The sequence below is a fragment of the Ectothiorhodospira magna genome, from assembly GCF_900110965.1.
Lineage (GTDB): Bacteria > Pseudomonadota > Gammaproteobacteria > Ectothiorhodospirales > Ectothiorhodospiraceae > Ectothiorhodospira > Ectothiorhodospira magna.
This window is the reverse complement of sequence record NZ_FOFO01000013.1, coordinates 27,177-50,946: the sequence shown is the minus strand read 5'-3', so window position 1 is coordinate 50,946 and position 23,770 is coordinate 27,177. Positions and strand designations below refer to the sequence as shown.

At 61.2% G+C, this 23,770-nt stretch carries 20 protein-coding genes; 12 read left to right on the top strand and 8 right to left on the bottom strand.

Features of this window, described 5'->3' with window-relative positions:
* Nucleotides 1–26 precede the first annotated feature (26 nt).
* The 7 genes from ispC (at nucleotide 27) to lpxA (ending at nucleotide 7,857) form a co-directional block, all read left to right on the top strand.
* Entirely contained in the window at nucleotides 27–1,241 is a 1,215-nt protein-coding gene (gene ispC, locus BMX62_RS06705; RefSeq protein ID WP_090206290.1) for a 1-deoxy-D-xylulose-5-phosphate reductoisomerase, read from the top strand.
* Nucleotides 1,238–2,599: an RIP metalloprotease RseP gene (gene rseP, locus BMX62_RS06700; protein ID WP_090206286.1), complete on the top strand. Its 1,362-nt coding sequence runs from the start codon at nucleotides 1,238–1,240 to the stop codon at nucleotides 2,597–2,599. Before ispC ends, rseP begins: the two co-directional genes overlap by 4 nt.
* A gap of 6 nt (nucleotides 2,600–2,605) precedes the next feature.
* Nucleotides 2,606–4,906 carry an outer membrane protein assembly factor BamA gene (gene bamA, locus BMX62_RS06695; protein ID WP_090206283.1) on the top strand — a complete coding sequence of 767 codons (2,301 nt, stop codon included), beginning with the start codon at nucleotides 2,606–2,608 and terminating at the stop codon, nucleotides 4,904–4,906.
* 69 nt (nucleotides 4,907–4,975) lie between these two features.
* Nucleotides 4,976–5,512, top strand: coding sequence for an OmpH/Skp family outer membrane protein (locus BMX62_RS06690; RefSeq protein ID WP_090206280.1), 537 nt, complete (start codon nucleotides 4,976–4,978; stop codon nucleotides 5,510–5,512).
* A gap of 17 nt (nucleotides 5,513–5,529) precedes the next feature.
* Nucleotides 5,530–6,636 (top strand): UDP-3-O-(3-hydroxymyristoyl)glucosamine N-acyltransferase, encoded by a 1,107-nt coding sequence (lpxD, locus tag BMX62_RS06685; protein WP_090206277.1) that lies wholly within the window; start codon nucleotides 5,530–5,532, stop codon nucleotides 6,634–6,636.
* Complete coding sequence (gene fabZ, locus BMX62_RS06680) at nucleotides 6,623–7,069, top strand: 3-hydroxyacyl-ACP dehydratase FabZ (protein ID WP_420795813.1); 447 nt, start codon at nucleotides 6,623–6,625, stop codon at nucleotides 7,067–7,069. Before lpxD ends, fabZ begins: the two co-directional genes overlap by 14 nt.
* On the top strand, nucleotides 7,066–7,857 hold the full coding sequence (gene lpxA / locus BMX62_RS06675; protein WP_090206271.1) for an acyl-ACP--UDP-N-acetylglucosamine O-acyltransferase: 792 nt from the start codon (nucleotides 7,066–7,068) through the stop codon (nucleotides 7,855–7,857). Before fabZ ends, lpxA begins: the two co-directional genes overlap by 4 nt.
* A gap of 10 nt (nucleotides 7,858–7,867) precedes the next feature.
* Here the strand turns inward: lpxA and BMX62_RS12820 are convergent, their stop codons facing one another.
* The 7 genes from BMX62_RS12820 to BMX62_RS06645 form a co-directional block, all read right to left on the bottom strand.
* Complete coding sequence (locus tag BMX62_RS12820; protein ID WP_156055376.1) at nucleotides 7,868–8,032, bottom strand: hypothetical protein; 165 nt, start codon at nucleotides 8,030–8,032, stop codon at nucleotides 7,868–7,870.
* 20 nt (nucleotides 8,033–8,052) lie between these two features.
* A complete protein-coding gene (locus BMX62_RS06670; protein ID WP_143339680.1) occupies nucleotides 8,053–8,919 on the bottom strand; it encodes a PH domain-containing protein in 867 nt (288 codons plus the stop codon).
* 82 nt (nucleotides 8,920–9,001) lie between these two features.
* Nucleotides 9,002–9,289, bottom strand: a complete 288-nt coding sequence (locus BMX62_RS06665; protein WP_090206266.1) for a hypothetical protein — start codon at nucleotides 9,287–9,289, stop codon at nucleotides 9,002–9,004.
* The gene (locus BMX62_RS06660; RefSeq protein ID WP_090206263.1) at nucleotides 9,264–11,126 is read right to left on the bottom strand and encodes a Na/Pi cotransporter family protein; all 1,863 of its coding nucleotides are present in this window, start codon (nucleotides 11,124–11,126) and stop codon (nucleotides 9,264–9,266) included. The genes BMX62_RS06665 and BMX62_RS06660 overlap by 26 nt, the downstream gene beginning before the upstream one ends.
* On the bottom strand, nucleotides 11,123–12,310 hold the full coding sequence (gene lpxB, locus BMX62_RS06655; RefSeq protein ID WP_274377161.1) for a lipid-A-disaccharide synthase: 1,188 nt from the start codon (nucleotides 12,308–12,310) through the stop codon (nucleotides 11,123–11,125). Before lpxB ends, BMX62_RS06660 begins: the two co-directional genes overlap by 4 nt.
* Nucleotides 12,303–13,397, bottom strand: coding sequence for a DegT/DnrJ/EryC1/StrS family aminotransferase (locus BMX62_RS06650; RefSeq protein ID WP_090206258.1), 1,095 nt, complete (start codon nucleotides 13,395–13,397; stop codon nucleotides 12,303–12,305). The genes lpxB and BMX62_RS06650 overlap by 8 nt, the downstream gene beginning before the upstream one ends.
* Nucleotides 13,398–13,451: 54 nt before the next feature.
* On the bottom strand, nucleotides 13,452–14,414 hold the full coding sequence (locus tag BMX62_RS06645; RefSeq protein ID WP_090206256.1) for a Gfo/Idh/MocA family protein: 963 nt from the start codon (nucleotides 14,412–14,414) through the stop codon (nucleotides 13,452–13,454).
* Nucleotides 14,415–14,934: 520 nt separating this feature from the next.
* Here BMX62_RS06645 and rnhB point away from each other — a divergent pair.
* The 5 genes from rnhB to BMX62_RS06620 all read left to right on the top strand — a co-directional run bounded on the left by rnhB (nucleotide 14,935) and on the right by BMX62_RS06620 (nucleotide 22,918).
* Nucleotides 14,935–15,540, top strand: coding sequence for a ribonuclease HII (gene rnhB / locus BMX62_RS06640; RefSeq protein ID WP_090206253.1), 606 nt, complete (start codon nucleotides 14,935–14,937; stop codon nucleotides 15,538–15,540).
* A 56-nt stretch (nucleotides 15,541–15,596) separates the two neighbouring features.
* Nucleotides 15,597–19,112, top strand: coding sequence for a DNA polymerase III subunit alpha (gene dnaE, locus BMX62_RS06635; protein WP_090206250.1), 3,516 nt, complete (start codon nucleotides 15,597–15,599; stop codon nucleotides 19,110–19,112).
* A 76-nt stretch (nucleotides 19,113–19,188) separates the two neighbouring features.
* On the top strand, nucleotides 19,189–20,145 hold the full coding sequence (accA, locus tag BMX62_RS06630) for an acetyl-CoA carboxylase carboxyl transferase subunit alpha (RefSeq protein ID WP_090206247.1): 957 nt from the start codon (nucleotides 19,189–19,191) through the stop codon (nucleotides 20,143–20,145).
* A gap of 17 nt (nucleotides 20,146–20,162) precedes the next feature.
* The gene (gene tilS / locus BMX62_RS06625; RefSeq protein WP_090206244.1) at nucleotides 20,163–21,416 is read left to right on the top strand and encodes a tRNA lysidine(34) synthetase TilS; all 1,254 of its coding nucleotides are present in this window, start codon (nucleotides 20,163–20,165) and stop codon (nucleotides 21,414–21,416) included.
* Between the two features lie 53 nt (nucleotides 21,417–21,469).
* On the top strand, nucleotides 21,470–22,918 hold the full coding sequence (locus tag BMX62_RS06620) for a carboxysome shell carbonic anhydrase (RefSeq protein ID WP_162273513.1): 1,449 nt from the start codon (nucleotides 21,470–21,472) through the stop codon (nucleotides 22,916–22,918).
* On the opposite strand, the gene motB is transcribed toward BMX62_RS06620, so the two are convergent.
* Entirely contained in the window at nucleotides 22,908–23,768 is an 861-nt protein-coding gene (gene motB, locus BMX62_RS06615; RefSeq protein ID WP_090206238.1) for a flagellar motor protein MotB, read from the bottom strand. The genes BMX62_RS06620 and motB overlap by 11 nt on opposite strands.
* Nucleotides 23,769–23,770 lie beyond the last annotated feature (2 nt).

Genomic DNA, 23,770 nt, shown 5'->3' with positions numbered 1-23,770 from the left:
GTCAGCTTACCGGGAGACCTTCAGTGATGAGTGCTTCACCAACAGGCGTGACCGTGCTTGGCGCCACGGGAACCATTGGCGTCAACACCCTGGACGTGATTGCACGTCATCCTGATCGTTACCGTGCCGTGGCGCTCACCGCCAATGGCAATGTGGAGCGGCTGCTGGAGCAATGCCGCACCCATCGCCCGGATTATGCGGTGGTGGCCGATCCAGCCCACGAAGGGGCTTTGGCAGCGGGCATTCGGGCCGCCGGCCTGTCCACTCAGGTGATGGCGGGGCCTGAAGCCCTGGAGCAGGTGGCTGCCCTGCCGGAAGTGGATGCGGTCATGGCAGCCATTGTCGGCGGCGCCGGGCTGTTGCCCACCCTGGCGGCGGCCCGGGCCGGTAAACGGGTGCTGCTGGCCAACAAGGAAGCCCTGGTCATGTCTGGGCGCCTGTTCATGGATCAGATACGGGCCTCGGGTGCTCAGTTGCTGCCCATTGATAGCGAGCACAATGCCATTTTTCAGTGTATGCCCCCAAACTTTGGTCAGGGACTGTCCCAGGTGGGGGTAGAAAAGATTTTACTCACCGCTTCCGGTGGCCCCTTCCGGCGTTTGCCTGCCGAAGACCTGGAGGCCGTCACCCCGGAGCAGGCCTGCGCCCATCCCAACTGGGTCATGGGCCGGAAAATTTCGGTAGATTCGGCTTCCATGATGAACAAGGGGCTGGAGCTGATCGAAGCCTGCTGGCTGTTTGATAGCACGCCGGATCGGGTTGAGGTGGTGTTGCATCCCCAAAGCGTGATCCATTCCATGGTGGCCTATGTGGACGGCTCGGTCCTGGCCCAGTTGGGCAACCCGGACATGCGCACCCCCATCGCCCATGCGCTGGCTTGGCCGGAACGCATCACCTCGGGGGTGGCGTCTCTGGATATCATGGACATTGCCCGTTTGGACTTTGAACGGCCCGACATGGCCCGCTTCCCTTGTCTGCGTCTGGCCTACGAAGCGTTCAATACCGGTGGCACTGCCACTGCCGTTCTCAATGCAGCCAATGAAGTGGCGGTGGAAGCTTTTCTGGCAGGTCGCATCCGTTTCACCGATATCCCCCGCCTGATCAATCATGCACTGGAAACCCTGCCCCATCAGCCAGCCGACTCCCTGGATCGGGTGCTGGCGGCGGATCGGGAGGCTCGGGCAGTGGCCACGGCAGCGGTACGGGAAGGTCAGTACCGCGGGCGCCCCCTGCATTCATGACTATTCTCATCAGCGTTTTAGCCTTCATCGCCGCCATCGGCCTGTTGGTGACGGTTCACGAGTTTGGCCATTACTGGGTGGCCCGGCGTTGTGGCGTGAGGGTGCAGCGTTTCTCCGTTGGTTTTGGCCGCCCCCTGTGGAGCTGGACCCTGGGCCGAGACCGTACCGAATATGTGATTGCCGCCATTCCCCTGGGGGGGTATGTGCAGATGCTCGACGACCGGGAGGCGCCGGTTCCTGAGTCCGAGCGTCACCGGGCCTTCAACCGGCAACCCGTGGGCCGGCGCATGGCCATCGTGGCCGCTGGTCCTGCCGCCAACTTTTTGTTTGCCATCCTGGCCTACAGCCTGATGTTCATGGTGGGTGTCAGTGGCATCAAGCCGGTGGTGGGGTATGTGGAGCCCGGCTCCCTGGCCGCCGAGGGGGGATTTCAGGCGCGGGATCGTATTGTCCAGGTGGGAGATACCGAAACGGTCACCTGGGAACTTGCCGCCTTGAATCTGCTCGAACAGGGTCTGGATGGCCGCCGGGTTGAAGTGCTGGTGGAGGATGCCCAGGGACGGGAAGTATTGCGATCACTGGATCTAAGTGACCGGCGCCGCTTGCTGGATGACGGGCCCCTGCTGGATAAACTGGGCATTGTCCCCTGGCATGCCTGGTCAGAACCGGTGTTGGGGGAATTGATCCCCACCGGGGCTGCAGCCCGTGGGGGGTTGCAGTCAGGAGATCGTATCATCCAGGCAGACAGCCTGCCCATCGACAGTTGGCAATCCTGGGTGGCTCATGTTCAGGCCCGCCCCGACCAGGCCATCCAGTTATGGATCGAACGGGATGGCCGCCGTGAATTCATGGTGATTCATACCGGGAGTCGTGAGGTCAACGGCGAGCGGGTGGGGCTGATTGGCGCCTATCCCCTGGTGGACGCCGAGGCCGCCGAGGCCATGCGCGCCCAGGTGCGTCACGGTCCCTGGACCGCTGTTGTCCAGGGTATCGAGCGAACCTGGGATATGAGCGTGATGACCCTGAGAGTCATGTGGCGCTTACTCACCGGTGAAGCCGCGGTGAGCAATATCGCCGGTCCCATCAGCATTGCCGAGTATGCAGGCGTGACCGCCGTGATCGGCTTTTCGGCCTTTTTGGGGTTTTTGGCCATTGTCAGCATCAGCCTGGGGATCATCAACCTGTTGCCTATTCCCGTACTCGATGGTGGGCATCTGTTGTACTACTGCGTGGAACTGATCAAGGGTAGCCCGGTATCACCGACTGTGGAGGCCGTCGGTCAGAACATTGGGATTGTGCTGATTGGTTTGTTGATGACGCTGGCGTTTTATAACGATTTCATGCGAATCCTGGGTTGATATTGAATGTCCCATAAGTCACGACATCTGCTTGCCGGTCTGAGCCTTGCCGCCATGTTGGGCTGGTCTGTTTCAGCTTTGGCCAGCAGCAACGGCTTTGTGGTCCAGGATATCGAACTGGAGGGACTGCAACGCATTGCCGCTGGCACGGTATTGACCTATTTGCCGGTATCGGTGGGAGATCAATTGAGCGATGAGCAGGCACCGGACATCATCCGTGCCCTGTTTCGTACTGGTTTTTTTTCCGATGTGACCTTGCGCCGGCGTGGTGACGTGCTGGTGGTGGCCGTGGAGGAGCGTCCCGCCATCAATGACATCCGGATCAGTGGTAACCGGGATATCAAAACCGATCAGCTCATGGACGCCCTTCGTCAGGTGGGGATGTCCCGAGGCCGGGTGTTTAACCGCACCGTGCTTGAGCGGATGGAAAATGAACTGTTGCAGCAGTATTTTGCCCGGGGCAAGTACAACGTGCAGGTGGATGTGGATGTGCAGCCCCTGCCCCGCAACCGGGTGGATGTGGTCATCGAGATTGCCGAGGGGCGGGTTGCCCGTATCCAGCAGGTGCGGGTGGTGGGCAACGAAGCCTATTCCGAACGGGAACTGATACGCCGTTTTGATTCGGGGGTTCCCCGCTGGTATGCCCTGTTTAGCCGGCGCGATCATTATTCCAAGCAGCGTCTGGCCGGTGATCTGGAAACCCTGCGTACCCGGTATCTGGATTCGGGCTTTATCAATTTCAATGTAGATTCCACCCAGGTGACCCTGACCCCGGATCGTCGGGATATTTATATCACCATCAATATCGACGAAGGTGAACAGTATCGGGTGAGTGAGGTGAACCTGGCAGGTCATCTCATCGTCGACCCGGAGGAACTGCAAGGGTTGCTGGCCATTGCGCCGGGAGATACGTTCTCCCGTAGTCTGATCACTGACAGCGCCAGCCGCATCACCCGCCGGCTGGGGGATGAAGGCTATGCCTTTGCCAACGTCAACCCCATTCCCCAACTGGACGAAGACAATCGGGAAGTTGCCCTGACCTTCTTTGTGGACCCCGGCCAACGGGTCTATGTGCGCCGGATCAACTTCACGGGCAATTCCCGGACCCGGGACGAGGTATTCCGGCGGGAAATGCGGCAGATGGAAGGGGGGTGGTACTCCACTTCCAATGTGGACCGGTCCCGGGTCCGGTTGCAACGCCTGTCCTATGTGGAGGATGTGAACATCCAGACCCGCCGGGTGCCAGGAACCGACGATCAGGTGGACCTGGACATTACCGTATCTGAACGCCTCTCCGGCAGTTTCATGATTGGTGCCGGTTATTCCCAGAGCCAGGGGGTGCTGTTCAATACCAGTTTGTCCCAGGATAATTTTTTTGGCACCGGCAACCGGGTCTCCCTGGCCCTGAACAACAGCCGGGTGAGTACCCTCTACAGCCTGTCCTTCACCAATCCTTACCACACGTTAGATGGCATCAGTCGGGGATTTAATGTGTTCTATCGGGAGACGGACGCCTTCCGGGCGGATATTTCCCGCTATTCCTCCAACCGGCTGGGGGCCAATGTCACCTATGGCATCCCGCTCACCGAATACAACACCTTCCGCATTACCCCAGGGTATGAGCGGGTGGAAATTCTGACCTCTGACAACACTCCGGACGAAATTTTCCGCTATTTGAGCGACAATGGTGAACAGTACGACCTGTACACCCTAAACACCAGTTTCATCCATGACACCCGCAATCGCACCGTTTTTGCAGAGCGGGGCAATGTGCAGCGGATCAGTCTGGAAGTCTCCATGCCCGGCAGTGATCTGGAATATTACAAGGCGGATTACCGCAACCAGCTCTTCATTCCCCTGCGTCCGGGCCTGACCTTTGCCCTCTCCGGGGAACTGGCCTACGGCGCTGCCTATGGCGATTCCAGCGATTTGCCGTTTTTTGAAAAATTCTTTGCCGGCGGTACCCGTTCGGTGCGGGGCTATCGGGATCTGAGTTTGGGACCAAGAGACAGCCGGGATGACCCCTTTGGTGGTAATTTCCGGGTACTGGGGGGGGCTGAGTTGATTTTTCCGCCACCGTTCATGGATGCCGCCCCCAATGTGCGGATGAGTCTGTTCCTGGATGCGGGGCAGGTCTTTGATACCTACGATGATTTTGATACCCAGGACATCCGTGCCTCCGTGGGTGCCGGCATGACCTGGCTGTCTCCGGTGGGCGCGTTGACATTCAGTCTGGCGCAGGCGTTAAATGACAAGCCTGAAGATCGCCTGCAGTCGTTTCAGTTCAGTATCGGTGCCACCTTCTGACATGGCCTGTCATCCGGGTCATGGTTCAATGTCCCTTTGGTCTCCTGTCTGTCCAGGTTTTGGAGAAACATGTTGAAGCGCAATACCCCAAAAATTTTGGCCGGCCTGCTGCTGGCGTGTCTGTTGGCCATCTCTGGTGCCGCTGCGGCCAATGCCAAGGTGGCTTTCGTCAATATCAATCGTGTTATGGAGCAATCCCCTCAGGCAGAAGCTTCCCTGCGTGCCCTGGAGGAAGAATTTTCTCCCAGAGATTCCCAGTTGGTGGCGGAGCGGGATGCCCTGCGCCGGTTGCAGGAGCGACTGGAGCGGGACGCGGAGGTGATGGGGGCAGACCGGCGATCGGAACTGGAACGGGAGTTTCGTACCCGTTCCCGGGATTTTGCCCGCGCCCAGGACATGTTCCAGGAAGACCTTAATGTCCGTCGCAACGAAGAGCTGGCCCGGCTGCAGCGGCTGGTGCATAGCGTGATTCTGGACCTGGCCCGGGCCGACAATGTGGACCTGGTGGTGACGGAGCGTACCGTTCTGTTTGCCAGTGACCGGATCGATATGACCGCCAAGGTTCTTGAGGAATTGCGACGTCAGCACCGAAGCGCCCGGCGCTGATTATCTGGAGTGTTTTGATGCCGGTTTCACTCAAGGCGGTGGCCCAGGCCATCGGCGCCAGGCTCCACGGTGTGGATGACATTGAAGATGCCCTGGTCCTGGAAGGTGTGGCCCCCCTGGATCGGGCCAATGCCCGCCAGCTTGGTTTCATGGCCCATGACCGCTACCTCCCGGCCCTGGCCCATACCCAGGCCGCTGCGGTCATCCTTGATGCCCGCCATTTAAAGGCCTGTCCGGTGCCTGCCCTGGTTTGTGCCAATCCCCATCTGGCGTTTGCCCGGGCGGCGGCCTTGCTGCATCCCGATCCCTCCCCTGAGCCGGGTGTTCATGCCAGTGCGGTGGTCAGCCCTCTGGCCATGATTCATCCCTCGGTCAGTATCGGGCCTCAATGTGTGGTGGCGGCAGATGTACAACTGGCTGCCGGCGTGGTGCTGGGACCTGGTTGTATCCTGGGGGAAGGCGTCCATATTGGAGAAGATACCCGCCTGTTGGCCCGGGTGACTGTGGGGGCCGGGGTCAGGATTGGTCGTCGGGGATTGCTGCATCCTGGTTCAGTGATCGGATCTGAGGGATTTGGCTTTGCCAGGGATGGGGAGGCCTGGATCAGGGTACCCCAGCTGGGTACGGTAATGATCGGCGACGATGTGGAGGTGGGTGCCAATACCACCATCGACCGAGGGGCACTGGAAGACACCGTGATTGAAGATGGGGTGAAGCTGGACAACCTGATCCAGGTGGGTCACAACGTCCACATTGGCGCCCATTCCGCCCTGGCTGGTTGTGTGGGCATTGCCGGTAGCGCCCGCATTGGTCGACATTGCGCCATTGGCGGTGGTGCCGGGATTGCAGGGCATCTGGAGATTACTGACGGTGTCACCGTAACCGGTATGACCATGGTCAGCCGTTCCATCACTGAACCTGGGGTGTATTCATCAGGTGTGCCCTTTGCACCAGCGCGGGAGTGGAACCGGAACCTGGCCCACCTGCGTCGCCTCGACCGTCTGGCACGGCGGGTCGGTTCACTGGAGGCTCATTTGTCTCCCAGGGGCGGGGCTGATGACCCTGTCGCTGAATCAACAACACAGGCTAAGGAATCTCAACTTGGACGCGATGAGCATACATGAGGTGCTGCGCTATCTGCCGCACCGTTTTCCGTTTTTGATGGTGGATCGGGTGACTGACGTCAAGCCCGGCGAGTCTTTGGAAGCCATCAAGAACGTTTCTATCAATGAGCCCTATTTTCCCGGCCACTTCCCCGTTCGTCCGGTGATGCCGGGGGTGCTGATTCTGGAAGCCCTGGCCCAGGCCACCGGTCTGTTGGCTTTCAAGACCCAGGAACAGCGGGGTGAGACCGACAAGCAGCAGCTTTATCTGTTTGTGGGTATCGACGAAGCCCGTTTCCGTCGTCAGGTAGAACCCGGTGATCAGTTGCACCTGCGGGTAGAACTGCTGCGGGTGGTGCGGGGGATCTGGCGCTTCAATGCCGAAGCACGGGTGGATGGTGAAACAGTGGCAACCGCGACCTTGATGTGCGCCGGCAAGGACCTGGATTCATGATCCATGCCCGTGCCGTTGTGGACCCAGGGGCGCGCATTGAGGACGGGGTGCAGATCGGGCCGTTTGCCGTCATCGGCCCTGGCGTCAGCATTGGCAAGGGAAGCTGGATCGGACCTCATGTGGTGATTACGGGTAACACCCGTATTGGTGAGCAGTGCAAAATCTACCAGTTCGCTTCCCTGGGAGAGGCCCCTCAGGACTTGGGGTATCGGGACGAGGTCACCTGTCTGGAAATTGGTGATCGCACGGTGATTCGGGAGTATGTCACCATCAGTCGCGGCACCCCCAAGGGAGGGGGGGTGACCCGGGTGGGGAGTGACAACCTGATCATGGCCTATGTGCATGTGGCCCATGACTGTCAGGTGGGAAACCATGTGGTCTTTTCCAACGCGGCGTCCCTGGCGGGCCACTGTCAAGTGGGCGATCAGGCGGTATTGGGGGGATTTACGCTGGTCCATCAGTTTTGTCGCATTGGTGCCCATGCCTTCACCAGCATGGGGTCTGCCCTGAACCGGGATCTTCCTCCCTATTGCATGGCTTCGGGCAATTATGCCCGGGCTGTGGGCATCAACCGGATTGGATTACGGCGCCGGGGATTTTCCGGGGACACCATTCGCGCCCTGCATCGGACCTTTCGGCATTTGGTGGACGGGCGGGACCGGCAACAGGGTCTTGAGGCGGTGGCCCTGCTGGCCCAGGCTCACCCCGAGGTGGCCGATTTTATGGCCTTCGTTCAGGAGAGTCCCCGGGGCATCCTGCGCACAGCCCGGCGCCGTTTTACTGGCTGATTTTGAGTATTCAGGACGTTTCGGCATCGGGTTTTAATTTAACGTCCACAATCTGCACCTGCCTGATGGCCTCGCTTTGGCTTTCACTGAACCACTGTTCTGCCAGTTTGCGAACGTCGCTCAGACTCACCTTGGACAGGGCGATGTCCAGTTCCAGGGTTAATTCTACTTTCATGGAGAAACGCCTTTGGATGATTAAAATGAACTGCTGACTTTCTGCCCCGACGGGTCCAGCATGTCACGCAGGGTTTCCGGGTCTGCAATACCGGGCAGCTTCAGACTCTGCCCGTTGTGGCAGATGATCCCCACCTTGCCATAGCCCAGCAACCGCCCCAAAAAGGTGCGATAGATCCCCGCTGCCTTGATCTCGCCGAGTGTCATCACCCGGGTCCGGCGCAGCAGTGTACCGGTCACGGTGATCATGCGCTGATCGGTGATGGACACTTCCGTGTTAAGAAAAATGGCCAGTGCCCGGGCCATCATGCCTGGCAGCACCGCCAGATAAATGATAGCGGCAATCACCTCCCCTCCCAGGCCAAAAGGCCCCATGAGCAGCAGCAGGCACAGGGTGATCAGTTGGATTGGAGGCAGGAAAATGGCCCAATGGGTATCGGCCTGGAACACCAGATGTTCGTCCTCGGCCAGTACCGTCCGGGTCACATCCGCCCGGCCCAGGGAAAAAGACAGGATGGCCATGATGACTGCCGGTGGCAACAACAAAGTGCCCGCCACCAGCAGGGTCGTACCCAGAGGGGTGCCGAAAAAATTCACACCAGCAAAAAGATTGATTGCCGCAGCCACCATCACCCCGGCTGCAGTGAAATTCAGGCGACGCTTCCAGCGTTTTTCGTTACGCATCCGTTCACATCGATGCCGTGGCCACCAGCGGACCAGCAGATTGATGAGGGTGACAGGGAACAGGATGATAAACAGGGTCAGGGAGATCAATGCCCCCTGGCCCAGCAGGATCATGGACCCCAGCAGGCTGGCCAGTGAAGTCAAGGCCAGGGTAATGGGAATCCAGCGGGGAGGTGGTGTGGTGTCCTTCTGCGTCGTACTCAAGTTGAGGCTCCAGTTAGGCACGATGGGACCAAGTCAGGACCACATTCTGCCTGATATCCGCCCCTGATGCCCATGGGCAGGATCAGGGCGGTGGCTGATCCTCTGGCAGCGGATCCTGGGGTGTGCGCCCCTTGAGCGCCCGCACCCGTTCCACGCCCTTGCGGCGCTGGGCATAGATCACCTGCAGTTTCTGGGCAATTTCCTCGTATTCATCGCCGGGTGGGGTCTGTTCCAGCCTGGCATTCAGATCCCGTTCCTTGGCCTTGAGTTTCTTCAGAACCTTGCGGATGGACTTGAGTTCCTCGCGCTGGGCGGTCTGATCCGCGCTGAGAAAACCGGCCAGCCTAGCCAGCAGTCTTTTCGTTTTCATCAGTATGCGTCCGAGTCCTAGGATGGGAATTGCCCCCGGCCATCCGCGCAATATCCTGTTCATCCAGTGCCAGTTGCCCTTCGGCGGATTGTTCTGCTCGCGTGGGTGGCAGCAGCAGTGCGTGGCTGGCCTCGATCAGGTTCGCGCAGATCTCGAAGGCGTAGTTCTCGTCATTCATCATCGACGTGGCGATGGAAGAAGACAAGTGGCGGCTGCGGATCAATGCGTTGAGGTCGGTTGTGAAGCTGCGGCCGGATTTTTCAACCGACAGTTTAAGGGCGTCCAGTGACAGACGGGTGACAGTCTCCGGGTCCTGGGATCGAAGTTGGCGGATTTCCCGCAGCACCTTGGCAATCTGCAAACGGATGGTGTCATAGCGCTCCCGGATCAGGGGATTACCGGACAGGCCGTGGCGGGAGAGGTTCTTTTGCAGGTGTTTGGTGGCCTTGACGGCTTCGACGATATCCCGACTGGCCTGCTGCAGCGCGTAGAGCTGTTCCACCGACTGCTGGGACAGTTCCCGGCCCTGGATCTCGCTGATGAAGGCCACGATATCGCTGTGCAGGCTCTTGATCCTTGCCTCATAGAGATCGTCCACGTCCAGCGGAATGATGCGACGGGTATTTTTCACCGCCTCGGCCAGGGATTGCTCCGAGTCGATCACGGAACGGCGCAGGCTGACCCCGTGGGCGATGAGGTCATGGGCGTTGTCATAGAGATGGCCCACCTCCTTGCGCAGGGCGCTGATGGCCGTGGCTGGTGTTTCCAGGGCGCCGGGATAGAGATACAGGGGTTTTTCCCTGGATTTCGGGGCCGGATTCACATACCGGATCAATGCCCGCTCCAGTACGCCGGTGAAGGGGGCCAGCAGGATGACGCCCAGCAGGTTGAACAGGGTATGGAACAGGGCCAGCTTGAGCAGGTATTCGTCGCCGGCCAGCCCGATCAGGGCCCCCAGGTAGTCCACCGCCCAGGCCATCTGCCCGATGAAGGCGATGGCCACGGTCGCCGTCATCACGTTGAACAGGACATGGGCGATGGCCAGACGCTTGCCCCCCAGGTTGGCGGTCATGCCGCCGATGGCGGTGGTCACGGCGCTGCCCAGATTGGCGCCGATGGCCAGGGCCAGGGCGCTGTCATAGCTGATCTGGCCGGTGGCCAGGGCGGTGATGATCACCAGCAGGGTGGCGTGACTGGATTGCATGATCACGGTGATGAGCATGCCGATGCCGGTATAGAGCAGCACGCCCAGGATGCCGGGAATCACGTAGCCGGAGAGATCAAAGGCTCCCTGAAAGGCTTCAAAGCCTTCCTTCATGTAATGGATGCCCAGGAACAGAAAGCCCACCCCCAGGACCACATAGCCGATGCCCTGGAGGATCTTCGAGCGCTGCAGCAGCAGGATGACACCCACCACCAGGGCGGGCATGGCATAGCCGGCGATGTCCACCCTCAGGCCCAGGCCGGCAATCAGCCAGGCCCCGGTGGTGGTACCCAGGTTGGCCCCCATGATGACGCCGATGCCGGCCGCCAGGGTGATCATCTCGGCACTGACAAAGGAAATGGTGACCAGGGACACCAGGGTACTGGACTGCATCAGGGTGGTGCTGGTGATGCCGAAGGCGATGCTTTTCCAGAGCCGGTTGGTGGACGCCCGCAGCACTTGTTCCAGGGTGCCGCCGGTGAACGCCTTGAAGCCCTTTTCCAGGGACAGCATGCCGAACAGGAATAGGGCCACCCCGGCGGCGATTTCCTTGAAGTCCGGACTGACCCAGAAGCCGTAGCTCAGCAGCAGGATCAGCAGGGGCAGCGGGGCATGGCGCAAGCGCTTGATCAAAGGTGTTTTGCCTCCCCATCGCTGGCATCCCGCAGACCACCATGATCAATCAGTTCCAGGGCCATCCGTGCCACCTTTTCGGAGCCGCCCCCGTCTCCCAGGCGTTGCCGTACTTCGCCCAGGGCCTCCACCACCGAGCGGTGATAATCCTCATCCGCCAGCAATCGTTCCACTTCCGCGCCGATGTTCTCCGCCGTGGCCGCATCCTGCACGAACTCCCGTACCACTTCCCGGCCGGCGACGATATTGGCCAGGCCGATATGGGGAATCAGGATCAGACGGCTCAGGATGGCGTGGGTGATGGGAGAGACCCGGTAGATGATGGCCATGGGGGTCCTGAGCAGGGCCGCCTCCAGGGTGGCCGTGCCGGAGGCGATGACGAGGGCGCGACTGACCGCCATGACATCATAGGTTTGCCCGCTCACCAGCCGGATGTCCAGGGACGGGTCCAGATGGGGCGTCACATCGCCGGCCACGTCCACGCCGGGGGCCAGGGGCATCACGAAGGGGATATCGGGATGTCGTCGGCGCAGCCACCGGCAGGTTTCCATCATGATGGGCAGGTGGCGTCGTAGCTCACCGCCCCGGCTGCCGGGCAATAACGCCACCGGGGGATGGTCCAGACCCAGGTCCGCCAGGATTCTGTCCGGGGTGGCAGAGGGCTGAACCACGTCCACCAGGGGATTGCCCACATAGCGCACCGGGATGCCGTAACGCCGATAGACGTCCACTTCGAAGGGAAACAGCACCGCCATGGCATCGATTACCCGGCCAATGCGTTTCACCCGATGGGGTCGCCAGGCCCAGATCTGGGGGCTGATGTAGAACAGCACCCGGATGCCCAAGGCCTTGGCCACCTTGGCCAGGCGCAGATTGAATTCCACATAGTCCACCAGCACCAGCAGGTCCGGCGGGTCCGACCGCAGATGTTGCTTGAGGGTTTCCAGGGCCCGGCGGATATCCCGGTACTGGGCGATCACCTCCCACAGGCCCACCACCGCCAGGCGCCCCGCATCCACGATCAGTTCCACCCCGGCCTCGCCCATGGCGCCGCAGCCCATGCCGGTATAGCGGTTGCCGGGGCGCAGGGTCTCCATGGCCCGGACCATGTTGGCGGCATGCAGGTCGCCGGAGACTTCGCCGGCGACAATCATCACATGCAGCGGTGTGTTCGAATCAGTCAAGGGCCCCCCGGATGATAGCGGTGATCCGCACCAGATCCTCGTCACGGATCTCGGGATAGATGGGCAGGGACAGGCAGCGTTCGGTGACGGATTCGGTCACCGGCAGGTGAACATGGGCGCAGCCATCGCCGAAGGCTTTTTGCCGATGCAGGGGGATGGGGTAGTACACGGCACAGGCGATCCCGGCCTGCTGCAGGGCCTGCATGACGGCGTCCCGGCGGTCCGTCAGCAGGGTGTATTGATGAAACACGTGCATGCCCAGGCCGTCCTCGAAGGGCGTGGTCACCGGTGTATCGGCCAGCAGGGCGTTATAGCGGTGGGCGGCCCGGCGCCGTGCCTGGTTGAAGCGGTCGATGTGCTTGAGCTTGACCCGCAGGATGGCGGCCTGGATCTCGTCCAGGCGACTGTTGTAGCCGATGATGTCATGGTGATAGCGCACCCGGCTGCCATGGTTTCTCAGGGTCCGCAACTGGTCGGCGTGGGCATCGGAACCGGTGGTGATCAGGCCGCCGTCACCGTAGCAACCCAGATTCTTGCTGGGGAAGAAACTGAAACAGCCAAAAGCGCCGGTGGTGCCGGTCTGGGCGCCGTTCACGGTGGCGCCAAAGGACTGGGCGCAGTCCTCCACCAAGATCAGGTCATGGGCCTTGCACAGGGCCTGGAGCCGGGGCAGGTCCGCTGGCTGTCCGAACAGGTGGACCGGCATGATGGCCCGGGTGCGTTCGTTGATGGCCGCCTCCACCTGGGCCACGTCGATATTGAAGGTGCGCGGGTCGATGTCCACGAATACCGGTACGGCCCCCACATAGCGGATGGCCTCGGCGGTGGCGATGAAGGTGAAGGCGGTGGTGATGACCTCGTCCCCCTCGCCGATACCGGCGGCGGCTAGGGCCAGATGCAGGGCGTCGGTGCCGGAGGCGCAGGTGATGGCATGGGGCGTGCCCAGGTAGTCGGCCAGTGCCTGCTCCAGGCTCTGCACGTTGGGGCCCAGGATGAACTGGGTGTTTTCCAGGACCTGGGCGATTCCCGCGTCGATCTCGTCCTTCAACTGGTGGTACTGGGTCTTCAGGTCGACCATTGGAATCATGGTGTGATTTTTCCTTGCTTGAGTGAATACGGTCTGTGCGGGAAGGGGGGGGCGTCAATCGGGCCGGTCGCGCATGGGGGCGCCCTGCCGGACCAGTTCGCTGATGCGAATGGCCGTTTCCAGAGCCCGCTGGCCGTCCTCGCCAGAGACCACCACCGGGGTGCCTTGTTGGATTGCGCCCAGAAAGGCGATGATTTCCGCCTTGAGGGCATCGCCTTCCTCAAAGAAGCTTTCCTCGCTGACCACTTCGGGAATACCGGGAAACATCTCCTTGTCTCCCAGTCGATGCACCGACAACCCCCGGTTCTGGAAATCCACCGAGACATAGGCATTCTTCTGGAAGATGCGCATCTTGCGCTCGGTCTTGAGGCTGACCCGGCTGGAGGTGACATTGGCCACGCAGCCGCTGTCGAACTCGATGCGGGCGTTGGCGATGTCGATGGCGTCGGACAGGACCCGGGCGCCGCTGGCGGCGAGGGATTTCACCGGCGAGCGCACCATGTCCAGGATGATGTCGATGTCATGGATCATCAGGTCCAGCACCACGTTCACATCCGTGGCCCGGGGCTTGAAGGGGGCCAGGCGGTGGGATTCGATGAACAGGGGTTCGCCCCGCCGGTCCGCCAGATCCATCAGGGCGGCGTTGAAGCGCTCCAGATGTCCCACCTGCAGGATCACACCCCGTTCCCGGGCCAGCCGGTTGAGGGCGGCGGCTTCCTCCACAGTGGAGGTGATGGGCTTTTCCACCAGCACGTGGGCGCCGTGTTCCAGGAAATCCCGGGCCACGGGAAAATGCAGGGTGGTGGGCACGGCAATGCTGACCGCATCCACCTGGCCGAGCAGTTCACGGTAATCGGTGACGGCGCGACATCCCCATTGTTCAGCCACGGCGGCGGCGGTTTCCGCGCTGGCGTCGGCCACCGCCACCAGCTCAGCATTGGGAAGGGCGGCGTATTTCTGGGCGTGGAACTTGCCAAGATAGCCGACGCCGATCACGGCGCATCGTGTGGAGGTCATAATCTCTCCGCAAGGAAACCCGCGATTTCAATCGCGGGAGGAATGGCGGCTGCGGTCTTGCGGCCACAGGAAAAGGTGTGGGCCTTCCACCCACAGGGCCGCAAGGCTCTGCCCTGTAAAGGGCTGCCCCGTAAAGGGCACCAGTGACGCAGGGCTTTTGCCCTGTCTCCCCTCGCCAATGTCTGCAACCGGCTCCCGCCTTGCGGCGGCGACTGGAACCTTCGGCGCTTTACCTTTCGCCAGCATGATCCCAACCTTCCAGAGCGGCGGACTGAGGAAGCATCCGCCGGTGGGTCTTGACGACCTGTTGCAAACGTAGCCCTTTTCGAGCGTCCTGCTCAGGCGGGCTCAGGCTGGTCAACCCGGCTTGCTTTCACAAGCCCCCGACTTCAGTCGGGGGTAGTTGACGGGCGGTCCCGGGGCTTGATGAGCGGCGCGGCACGGGCCGGTGGCCCTGATGGGGGCGCCTTGATAGCATGTCGGCCTTCATTCTACTCCATGCATGGTGGGAACGACATCAATGGCGCTTGATCCGGTGAACCTGGCCCAGGGGCCTGACGTGGCGGGTGTGGACGAAGTGGGTCGTGGTCCGCTGGCGGGTCCAGTGGTAGCGGCGGCGGTGATCCTGGACCCGGAGCGCCCTATCGAAGGGTTAAAGGACTCCAAGGCCCTGAGTCCGGCCCGGCGCCAGGCCCTGGACGCACTGATCCGGGAACGGGCCTTGGCCTGGTCCATCGCGGTCTGCGGCCCGGCGGAGATTGATGCGCTGAACATCCTCCAGGCCAGCCTGCTGGCCATGGGCCGGGCGGTGGAGACCCTTGCCGTCGTGCCGGCCCTGGCTTTGGTGGACGGCAATCGCTGTCCCGAAGCGATGCCCTGTCCGGCCCGGGCGGTGGTGGGAGGGGACAAGACGGTGGCGGCCATCAGCGCGGCGTCCATCATCGCCAAGGTCCATCGGGATGCCCTGATGGTGGCCCTGGACGCTGAGTATCCCGGTTATGGGCTGGCCGGCCACAAGGGTTATCCCACGCCGGCCCATCTGGAAGCCCTGGCTCGCCTGGGGCCGAGCCCCTGTCATCGGATGAGTTTTGCTCCGGTACGGCGGGTGGCCTGCCAGGCCTCCTGAAGCATCTGCTATCTTGTCCCCCCCGTGCCTGCTTCGTGCCTTCAGATATCACAGCGATGACCCAGCCTTTCGTTCATCTTCACCTGCATTCCGAATTTTCCCTCGTGGATGGCCTGGTCCGGGTGGGACCACTGGTTGCTGCCGCCAAAAACGCCGGGATGCCTGCCTGTGCGGTGACCGACCAAAGCAATCTGTTTGCTATGGTCAAGTTCTACAAAGCGGCCCTTAAATCCGGGATCAAACCCATTATCGGCGCCGATCTGTGGGTGACCGCCACCGACCCCGGCGAACCACCCACCCGGCTGGTGCTGCTGTGTCAGAACGATCCTGGTTATCGGTGTCTGACCCGCCTCATCAGTCGGGGCTATCAGGAAGGCCAGCAGGACGGTACTCCGATCCTGGCCCGTGAATGGTTCACCCGCGACACTTGCCAGGGGTTGATTGCCCTGTCCGGTGGTCGGGAAGGGGAGGTGGGTCGGGCCCTGTTGTCCCGCCAGCCCCACAGTGCCGGGCAGGCCTGTGATTTTTGGTGCGATGTTTTCCCGGATCGCTTCTATCTGGAACTGATTCGCACGGGTCGGGAAGGAGAAGAAGATTACCTGCATGCCGCCGTGGCCCTGGCAGCCCAACGGAACCTGCCCGTGGTGGCCACCAATGATGTGCGATTCATCAGTCCCGATGATTACGATGCCCATGAAGCCCGGGTCTGTATCCACGAAGGCCGGGTGCTGGATGATCCCCGGCGACCCCGGATCTACAGCCCCCAGCAGTATCTCAAGACCCCGGAGGAAATGGCGGAGTGCTTTGCCGACATCCCCGAAGCCCTGGCCAATACTGTGGAAATCGCCCGCCGGTGCAATCTCATCCTGACTCTGGGGGAGAACCATCTACCGGAATACCCGATTCCTGAGGGGATGACCACGGATACCTATTTCCGCCAACTCTCCCATCGGGGGCTGGATGAGCGTCTGGCGCGCCTGTTTCCAGCAGAGACCCCGGATCGGGAAGAAAAGGCGCAAACCTATCGGAATCGTCTGGATGTGGAACTGGACGTGATCTGCCAGATGGGATTCCCCGGCTACTTTTTGATCGTGGCAGACTTCATCCAGTGGGCCAAGGACAACGCCGTGCCGGTGGGACCAGGGCGAGGTTCCGGGGCCGGCTCTTTGGTGGCTTATGCGCTTAAAATCACCGATTTGGACCCGATCCGTTACGAACTGCTGTTTGAACGCTTCCTCAACCCGGAACGGGTGTCCATGCCCGACTTCGATATTGATTTTTGCATGGAGAAGCGGGATAGCGTGATTGATTATGTGGCCCGGCGCTATGGGCGGGACAAGGTATCCCAGATCATCACCCACGGCACCATGGCCGCCAAGGCGGTGGTGCGTGACGCCGGTCGTGTGCTGGGCCATGCCTATGGCTTTGTTGATCGCATTGCCAAGCAGATTCCGTTCGAAATTGGCATGACGCTGGACAAGGCCCTGGAGCAGGAAGAAGACCTGCGCCGCAGTTATGAGGAGGATGAAGAGGTCCGCGGCCTCATCGACCTGGCCCGCAAGTTGGAAGGGGTGGCCAGAAACGCGGGTAAGCATGCCGGGGGCGTGGTCATCGCCCCCACCACCCTGACGGATTTTTCTCCCCTGTTCTGTGAACCGGGCGGGCAGGGGGTGGTGACCCATTTCGACAAGGATGACGTGGAGGCCATCGGCCTGGTGAAGTTTGACTTTCTGGGTCTGCGCACCCTCACCATCATCGACTGGGCCGTGCAGACCATCAATGCTGGCCGTTCTCATGCCGGTCAGCCACCCCTGGACATCAACGATGTGCCCCTGGACGAGGACAGCACCTTTGCCCTGCTCAAGCGCCAGGAAACCACGGCGGTCTTCCAGTTGGAATCCCGGGGCATGAAGGATCTGATCAAGCGTCTGCAGCCGGACAACTTTGAGGACATCGTCGCCCTTGTGGCCCTCTACCGACCCGGCCCCCTGCAGTCGGGGATGGTGGACGACTTCATCAACCGCAAGCATGGCCGCGCCAGGGTGGAATACCCTCACCCGGCCCTGGAACCTATCCTGCGCCCCACCTACGGGGTCATTCTCTATCAGGAACAGGTGATGCAGATTGCCCAGGTGCTGGCCGGCTACAGTCTGGGGGGGGCCGACCTGCTCCGCCGTGCCATGGGCAAGAAAAAGCCCGAGGAGATGGCCAAGCAGCGGGAGATTTTCCTGACCGGTGCCGTGGCGCAGGGGGTGGAGGAGGCCACCGCCAGTTACATCTTCGACCTGATGGAAAAATTCGCAGGTTACGGCTTCAACAAGTCCCACTCCGCTGCCTATGCCCTGCTGTCTTATCAGACCGCCTGGCTCAAATGCCATTACCCGGCCGCCTTCATGGCGGCGGTGCTCTCCGCTGATATGGATCACACCGATAAGGTGGTGAACCTGATCGAGGAATGTCGCTGTATGGATCTGGCAGTGATTCCGCCGGATGTGAACACCTCAAGCCACGAGTTCACGGTGCGGGATGACCAGACCATTGTCTATGGCCTGGGGGCCATCAAGGGGGTGGGGGAATCAGCCATTCAGGTGCTCATCGACAGCCGCCGGGCCGATGGTCCTTTTGCTTCCCTGGATGATCTATGTGTGCGGGCAGATTCCCAGAAGATCAACCGTCGCACTCTGGAGGCCCTGATCCGGGCGGGTGCCCTGGATTCCATTGGCCCCAATCGGGCCACCCTGATGCACAACCTGCCCCAGGCCGTGTCCCGGGCCGAGCAGTATCGCCGGGATCAAAGTATGGGCCAGGGCGATCTGTTTGGGCTGGCGCCCCCGCCGGAAGTGGTGGCGGTGGTGGACCCGGTATTGCCGGAATGGGAAGAGGACATCCGTTTGCTGGCGGAGAAGGAAACCCTGGGACTGTACCTCACTGGCCATCCCATCACCCGCTATGAATCAGAACTGCGGCGCATCACCGGCAAGCGTATTGCCGATCTGCTCCTGGATCTGGCGGACAGTGCCCCGGCCCAGGGGACCGGCGAAACCCAGGGTCGGGGTCGACAGCGGGAGCAAAATGCCCTGATTGCCGGGTTGGTGGTGGGTATTCGTCTGCGTAATGCCTCGTCTGGCCGTATGGCTTTTTTGACCCTGGATGACCGCAGTGGCCGTATTGAAGTGGGGTTGTTTGGTGAGGATTACCGCCGTTTCCAGAGTCTGCTGGTGAAGGATCGCCTGCTGGTGGTGGAAGGCGGCGTGGGCATCGACGAATTCAGCGGCGGCGTGCGCATGCGCGGTCGTCAGGTGATGGACCTGGACCAGGCTCGGGAGCAGTTTGCCCGGCGGGTGGACCTGACCCTCAACGGCGGTACCGATCTGTCCCTGATGGCAGCCTTGGAAGACAGTCTGACACCATTTCGGGATGGATCCTGTCCGGTTTTTGTCAACTACAGCAATGGCCGTGCCCGCGCCCGTTTCCAACTGGGGGCCTCCTGGCGGTTGCGCCCCACCGAGGCGTTGGTGCAGCGGCTCCGGGGGCTGTTGGGGGAAGCGGGGGTACAGATTCACTACCGTTAGTCTTGGGTAGGGCTGTCCCCAAATCGCTGGCCGTGTAGAATGACCCCTTTCCCAAAACCGACCCAGACCAGCGCCGATGAATCCGGATTTTCTTGAATTTGAGCAACCGATCGCCGAACTGGAAGCCAAGATCGAAGAGCTTCGTTACGTCAGTGATGATGCCGAGGTCAACATCCAGGACGAGATCACCCGTCTTGAATCCAAGTGCAAGAGTCTGACCGAATCCATTTTCGCCAAACTCAGTCCCTGGCAGATTTCCCAGTTAGCCCGCCATCCCCGGCGTCCCTATACCCTGGATTACATGGCCCATCTGTTTACGGATTTTGAGGAACTGCACGGAGACCGGGCCTTTGCCGATGATCCGGCCATCGTCGGTGGCGTGGCCCGGTTCGAGGGTCGGCCAGTGATGGTCATTGGCCACCAGAAGGGCCGTGATACCAAGGAAAAGATCCAGCGTAACTTTGGCATGCCCCGGCCCGAAGGTTATCGCAAGGCCCTGCGACTGATGCAGATGGCGGAACGCTTTTCCCTGCCCATCTTCACCTTCATCGATACCCCCGGCGCCTATCCAGGGGTGGGCGCGGAGGAACGGGGCCAGAGCGAGGCCATCGCCCGCAACCTGCTGGAGATGGCCAGGTTGCGGACCCCCATCATCTGCACGGTAATTGGTGAGGGGGGGTCCGGGGGTGCCCTGGCCATTGGTGTGGGTGACAAGGTGCAGATGCTCCAGTACGGCACCTATTCGGTGATTTCCCCGGAAGGCTGCGCCTCTATTCTCTGGAAGAGCGCAGAAAAAGCCGCAGATGCTGCCGAGGCCATGGGTATCACCTCCAGCCGCCTCAAGGCACTGGGCCTGATCGACGCCATTCTGCCCGAACCCCTGGGCGGCGCCCATCGGGATACCCAGGCGATGGCCGATACTTTCCGTGCCAATCTGCTGGAAGGGCTGGATGAACTTCACTGCATGGATATGGATACCCTGGTGGCACGCCGTTATGAGCGGATCATGCACTATGGTCAGGTAAAAGAATAACGCCCTGTTGTTCTGTCGTGCTGGATACCCTCGCTGCCGCTCTTGAACCTCTGCCGCCGGCTCCCCGCTGGCTGATTGGCTTGAGTGGTGGCCTGGATTCTCATGTCCTGTTACACAGCCTTCATGCCCTTTCCAAAATCCGTACCTTGCCCCCCCTGGCTGCAGTGCATGTTCATCATGGCTTAAATCCCCAGGCCGATCACTGGCAGGCCCACTGTATCTCCCTGTGCCACGATTTGGACATTCCCCTGACGGTGCAGGCAGTGGATGCCCGACCGGCCACCGGCGAAAGTCCCGAGGCCGCAGCCCGAAGCGCCCGTTATCGAGCCATTGCCCATGTGATGCAATCTGGTGAGATCCTGCTCACTGCCCATCATCGCCGGGATCAGGCGGAGACCCTGCTGCTACAGCTGTTGCGCGGCGCCGGTCCCGCCGGCCTGGCGGCCATGCCACGGCTCAAGCCCTTTGGTCCCGGCTGGCAGGCCCGACCTGTGCTGGATCTGGATCGGGACAGGCTGGTGGCCTATGCCCAGGAGGCGGCTTTGAGATGGGTAGAAGATGACAGCAATGCCGATCTGCGCTTTGACCGCAATGGGCTTCGGCAGGTGATCATGCCTCAGCTACGGCAACGCTGGCCGTCTCTGGATGCCACGGTGTCCAGGGCGGCCCTGTTGCAGGCCGAGGCCCAGGATTTACTGGCGGAGCGGGCCAGGGAAGACCTGGAGCTGGTGCGGGGGAGTGTGCCGGGTACATTGTCGGTGGCCGGCCTGACCCGGTTGCGTCGTCCCCGGCTGCGCAATGCCCTGCGGGGATGGTTGCAGGACAAGGGCCTGCCCATGCCGGGGCGGGTCCGGCTGGAGAGCGTGATTGAACAGGTGCTCAAGGCGGGGCCTGACGCTTCTCCCAGGGTGGCCTGGGCGGGGGCCGAAGTCCGGCGTTACCGGGATGATCTTTATGCTCTGGAACCGCTGGTGCCGGTGGATAGGGGGTGGGTGTGGCAATGGACGCCCACCGCCCCTTTGACGTTGCCCGAACTGGGCATCACCCTGGATCCGGCCCTGTTGCAGTCTCAGTGGGGGGTGAATCCATCCACCTTGACCACGCCGTTGAGGGTATGTCTGCGGCAGGGTGGGGAGGTGATGCGCTGGCGTGGCCAGACCCGCCTACTGAAAAAACTGTTCCAAGAAGCGGGTATCCCTCCCTGGATTCGTGACCGGTTGCCTCTGGTTTATGTCGATGAGCAACTGGTGGCAGTCTGGGGTATCCTGTAAAGGCAGCAGCAAACCCTGAATCCGTCAACCATACCCGCCCAAGGAGGGCGCTGGTGAATCCTGAATCCGAGATAATCGATCACATCCCCACCCATCAGGTACACCATCCACTGGCTGATCTGCTGGCTCATCGCCGGTTACGTGCCTTTGAGCAGGTGTTTGAGAGCAAGCTACAGGCCCTGATCCCCACCCTGCAGGACATGCAGTACCAGGCCATGGGGCCGGATCATGCCAGCCGTATTCAGGCTATGGCCCGGGAACGTCTGGGGTTTGAGTTGCCTGTTGAGGTGCTGGAGCGGGCCTGGATCGGCGGTCTGGATGTGCGCCTGCTCTATGCCCACGGCATTTTCCGGATTCTGGCCTTGATGGTGGAAGGGGCCTGGCGTGATACGCCAGCTTCGGTACCGGATATGGAATCGGTACTGGGAGATTTGCTGGACTGTGATGTGCATGCCATGGTGATGAGCGCCTGTCCTGATGGTCGCCTGATGGGCCTCAAGCGTTTGATTCTGCGTCTGCCAGGATTGCAGGTGCGTCCCTGTGCCCGGGTGGGCGGGTTGTTTGATGTGGACAGTCAGGTGGATCACTGGCGATTCTGCGAACTGCTGCGGCACCTGGAAGGGGTGCCGGTGCCGGCCAGTGTGCCTTCCCGTTATCTCAAGGTGTGCGTCTATCACTTTCGTTCTACCGAGCCAGAGGAAGCCTGTCTGGAACTGGGGGGCGGACTGGAGATGCAGGTGAGGTTGCTTCTGGATCGATTGCGGGCGTTCCGGGAGGCGGTTGGGGCGGGTTTGTCCCGGCTACCGCCGGTGGAGACCCTGTTGATCGGGGTGGATACGGATACCGATGGTATTCGTCTCCATGTGCCCGATGCTGCCGGTCGGCTTGATGCCGGTGTCTTTATCGACAGCCGGACCCTCTACCGTCAAACCCTGTCTGTGGAACCCAGGGTGGCATCATTGCGCCTGTACCAGACCTTGCATGAAACGGTGCGTGGCCATGGCCCTGCATCCCAACCCCCCCGGGAAGGGTTGATACGGGTGATGGCCAGTGTGCTGCAGGGCAACCTGTGTCAGCTTGATTACCTGCGTCTGTACCGGGATGGACGCCATGCACAGGGCGGACGGTCAGAACGGCTGGTCATCGTCGGTGATGCCCTGGACGAGGTGCAGTTGCGCAATCTGGCCTGGTGTGTGGGCGCTGGCCCGATGGAGGTGATGGGAGAGGCACTGGATCTGGGGGTGCGCGGCATACTCAACGGAGAAGCAGCCCGGTTGGGATTGCCGGTGCCGATACTGGTACACCGACGCTACGATGCCAAGGTGGAAGGCAGCCGGGAGCGAGAGGCGGCCCGCTGTCTGGATATTTGCCGTGCCATCGAAGACCGTTATGCCGCCCTGGCACTCAAGGGCGGCCTGGTCTGCCAGGGCGTATTACGGGCGCGGGATGCCGGTGGGACGCTGGAGTTCCTGGCGCCGGAGCGGGAACTGTTCAGGGGGTGAGGGACAGGGGCTGATCGCCCCGGTATTCCACCGCCGCCTCCCTGAGAATGGACTGTTCTGCCTGTTGGTTCATCACAATGATACTGATGCGCCGGTTGATGGGGTTGTCCGGGTCATCCCGGTCAAATGGCACGGTGGAACTCAAACCAACCACCCGGCCCACCTTATTTTCTTCCATGCCGCCTTCAAGCATGGCCCGCCGGGCGGCATTGGCCCGGTCCGTAGACAGCTCCCAGTTGCTGTAGTTGGGTCTGACGAACGGACGGGCATCGGTATGACCGGTGATGCTGATCTTGTTGGGGACCTGATTGATGATCGCCCCCAGTTCTCTGAGAATGTCGGTGGAGTAGTGCCGCAACTGGGCACTGCCCAGGTCGAACATGGGGCGGTTTTCCCGATCAACGATCTGGATACGCAATCCTTCGGGGGTGATGTCCAGCAGCAGCTGGTCCTTGAATGGCTCCAGGGCCTGACTGTACTCCATGGCCTCTTCCAGAATCTCCTTGAGGTTTTCCAGTCGTTCCTGGTCCTGTTCCCGGGCCAGTTCTTCGGCCCGATCCATGTCTATGGCACCTTCCAGATGAATGATGGAAGGGGAGGCTCCGTCCCCTTCGGTGGGATGGGGCGGGGTGGGGCTGATACCCATGGCCGAGGAGGGGTTCTGGAAATATTCGGAGATGGCTGCTTTTTGCAACTCGTCGGTAAATCCCAAAATCCATAACAGCAGGAAGAAGGCCATCATGGCGATGGCAAAGTCTGCAAAGGCGATCTTCCAGGCACCACCGTGGTGACCGGCCTTCTTGACGATCCGCTTGATGACAATCGGCTGTTTATTATCCTCCATCGCCAAGG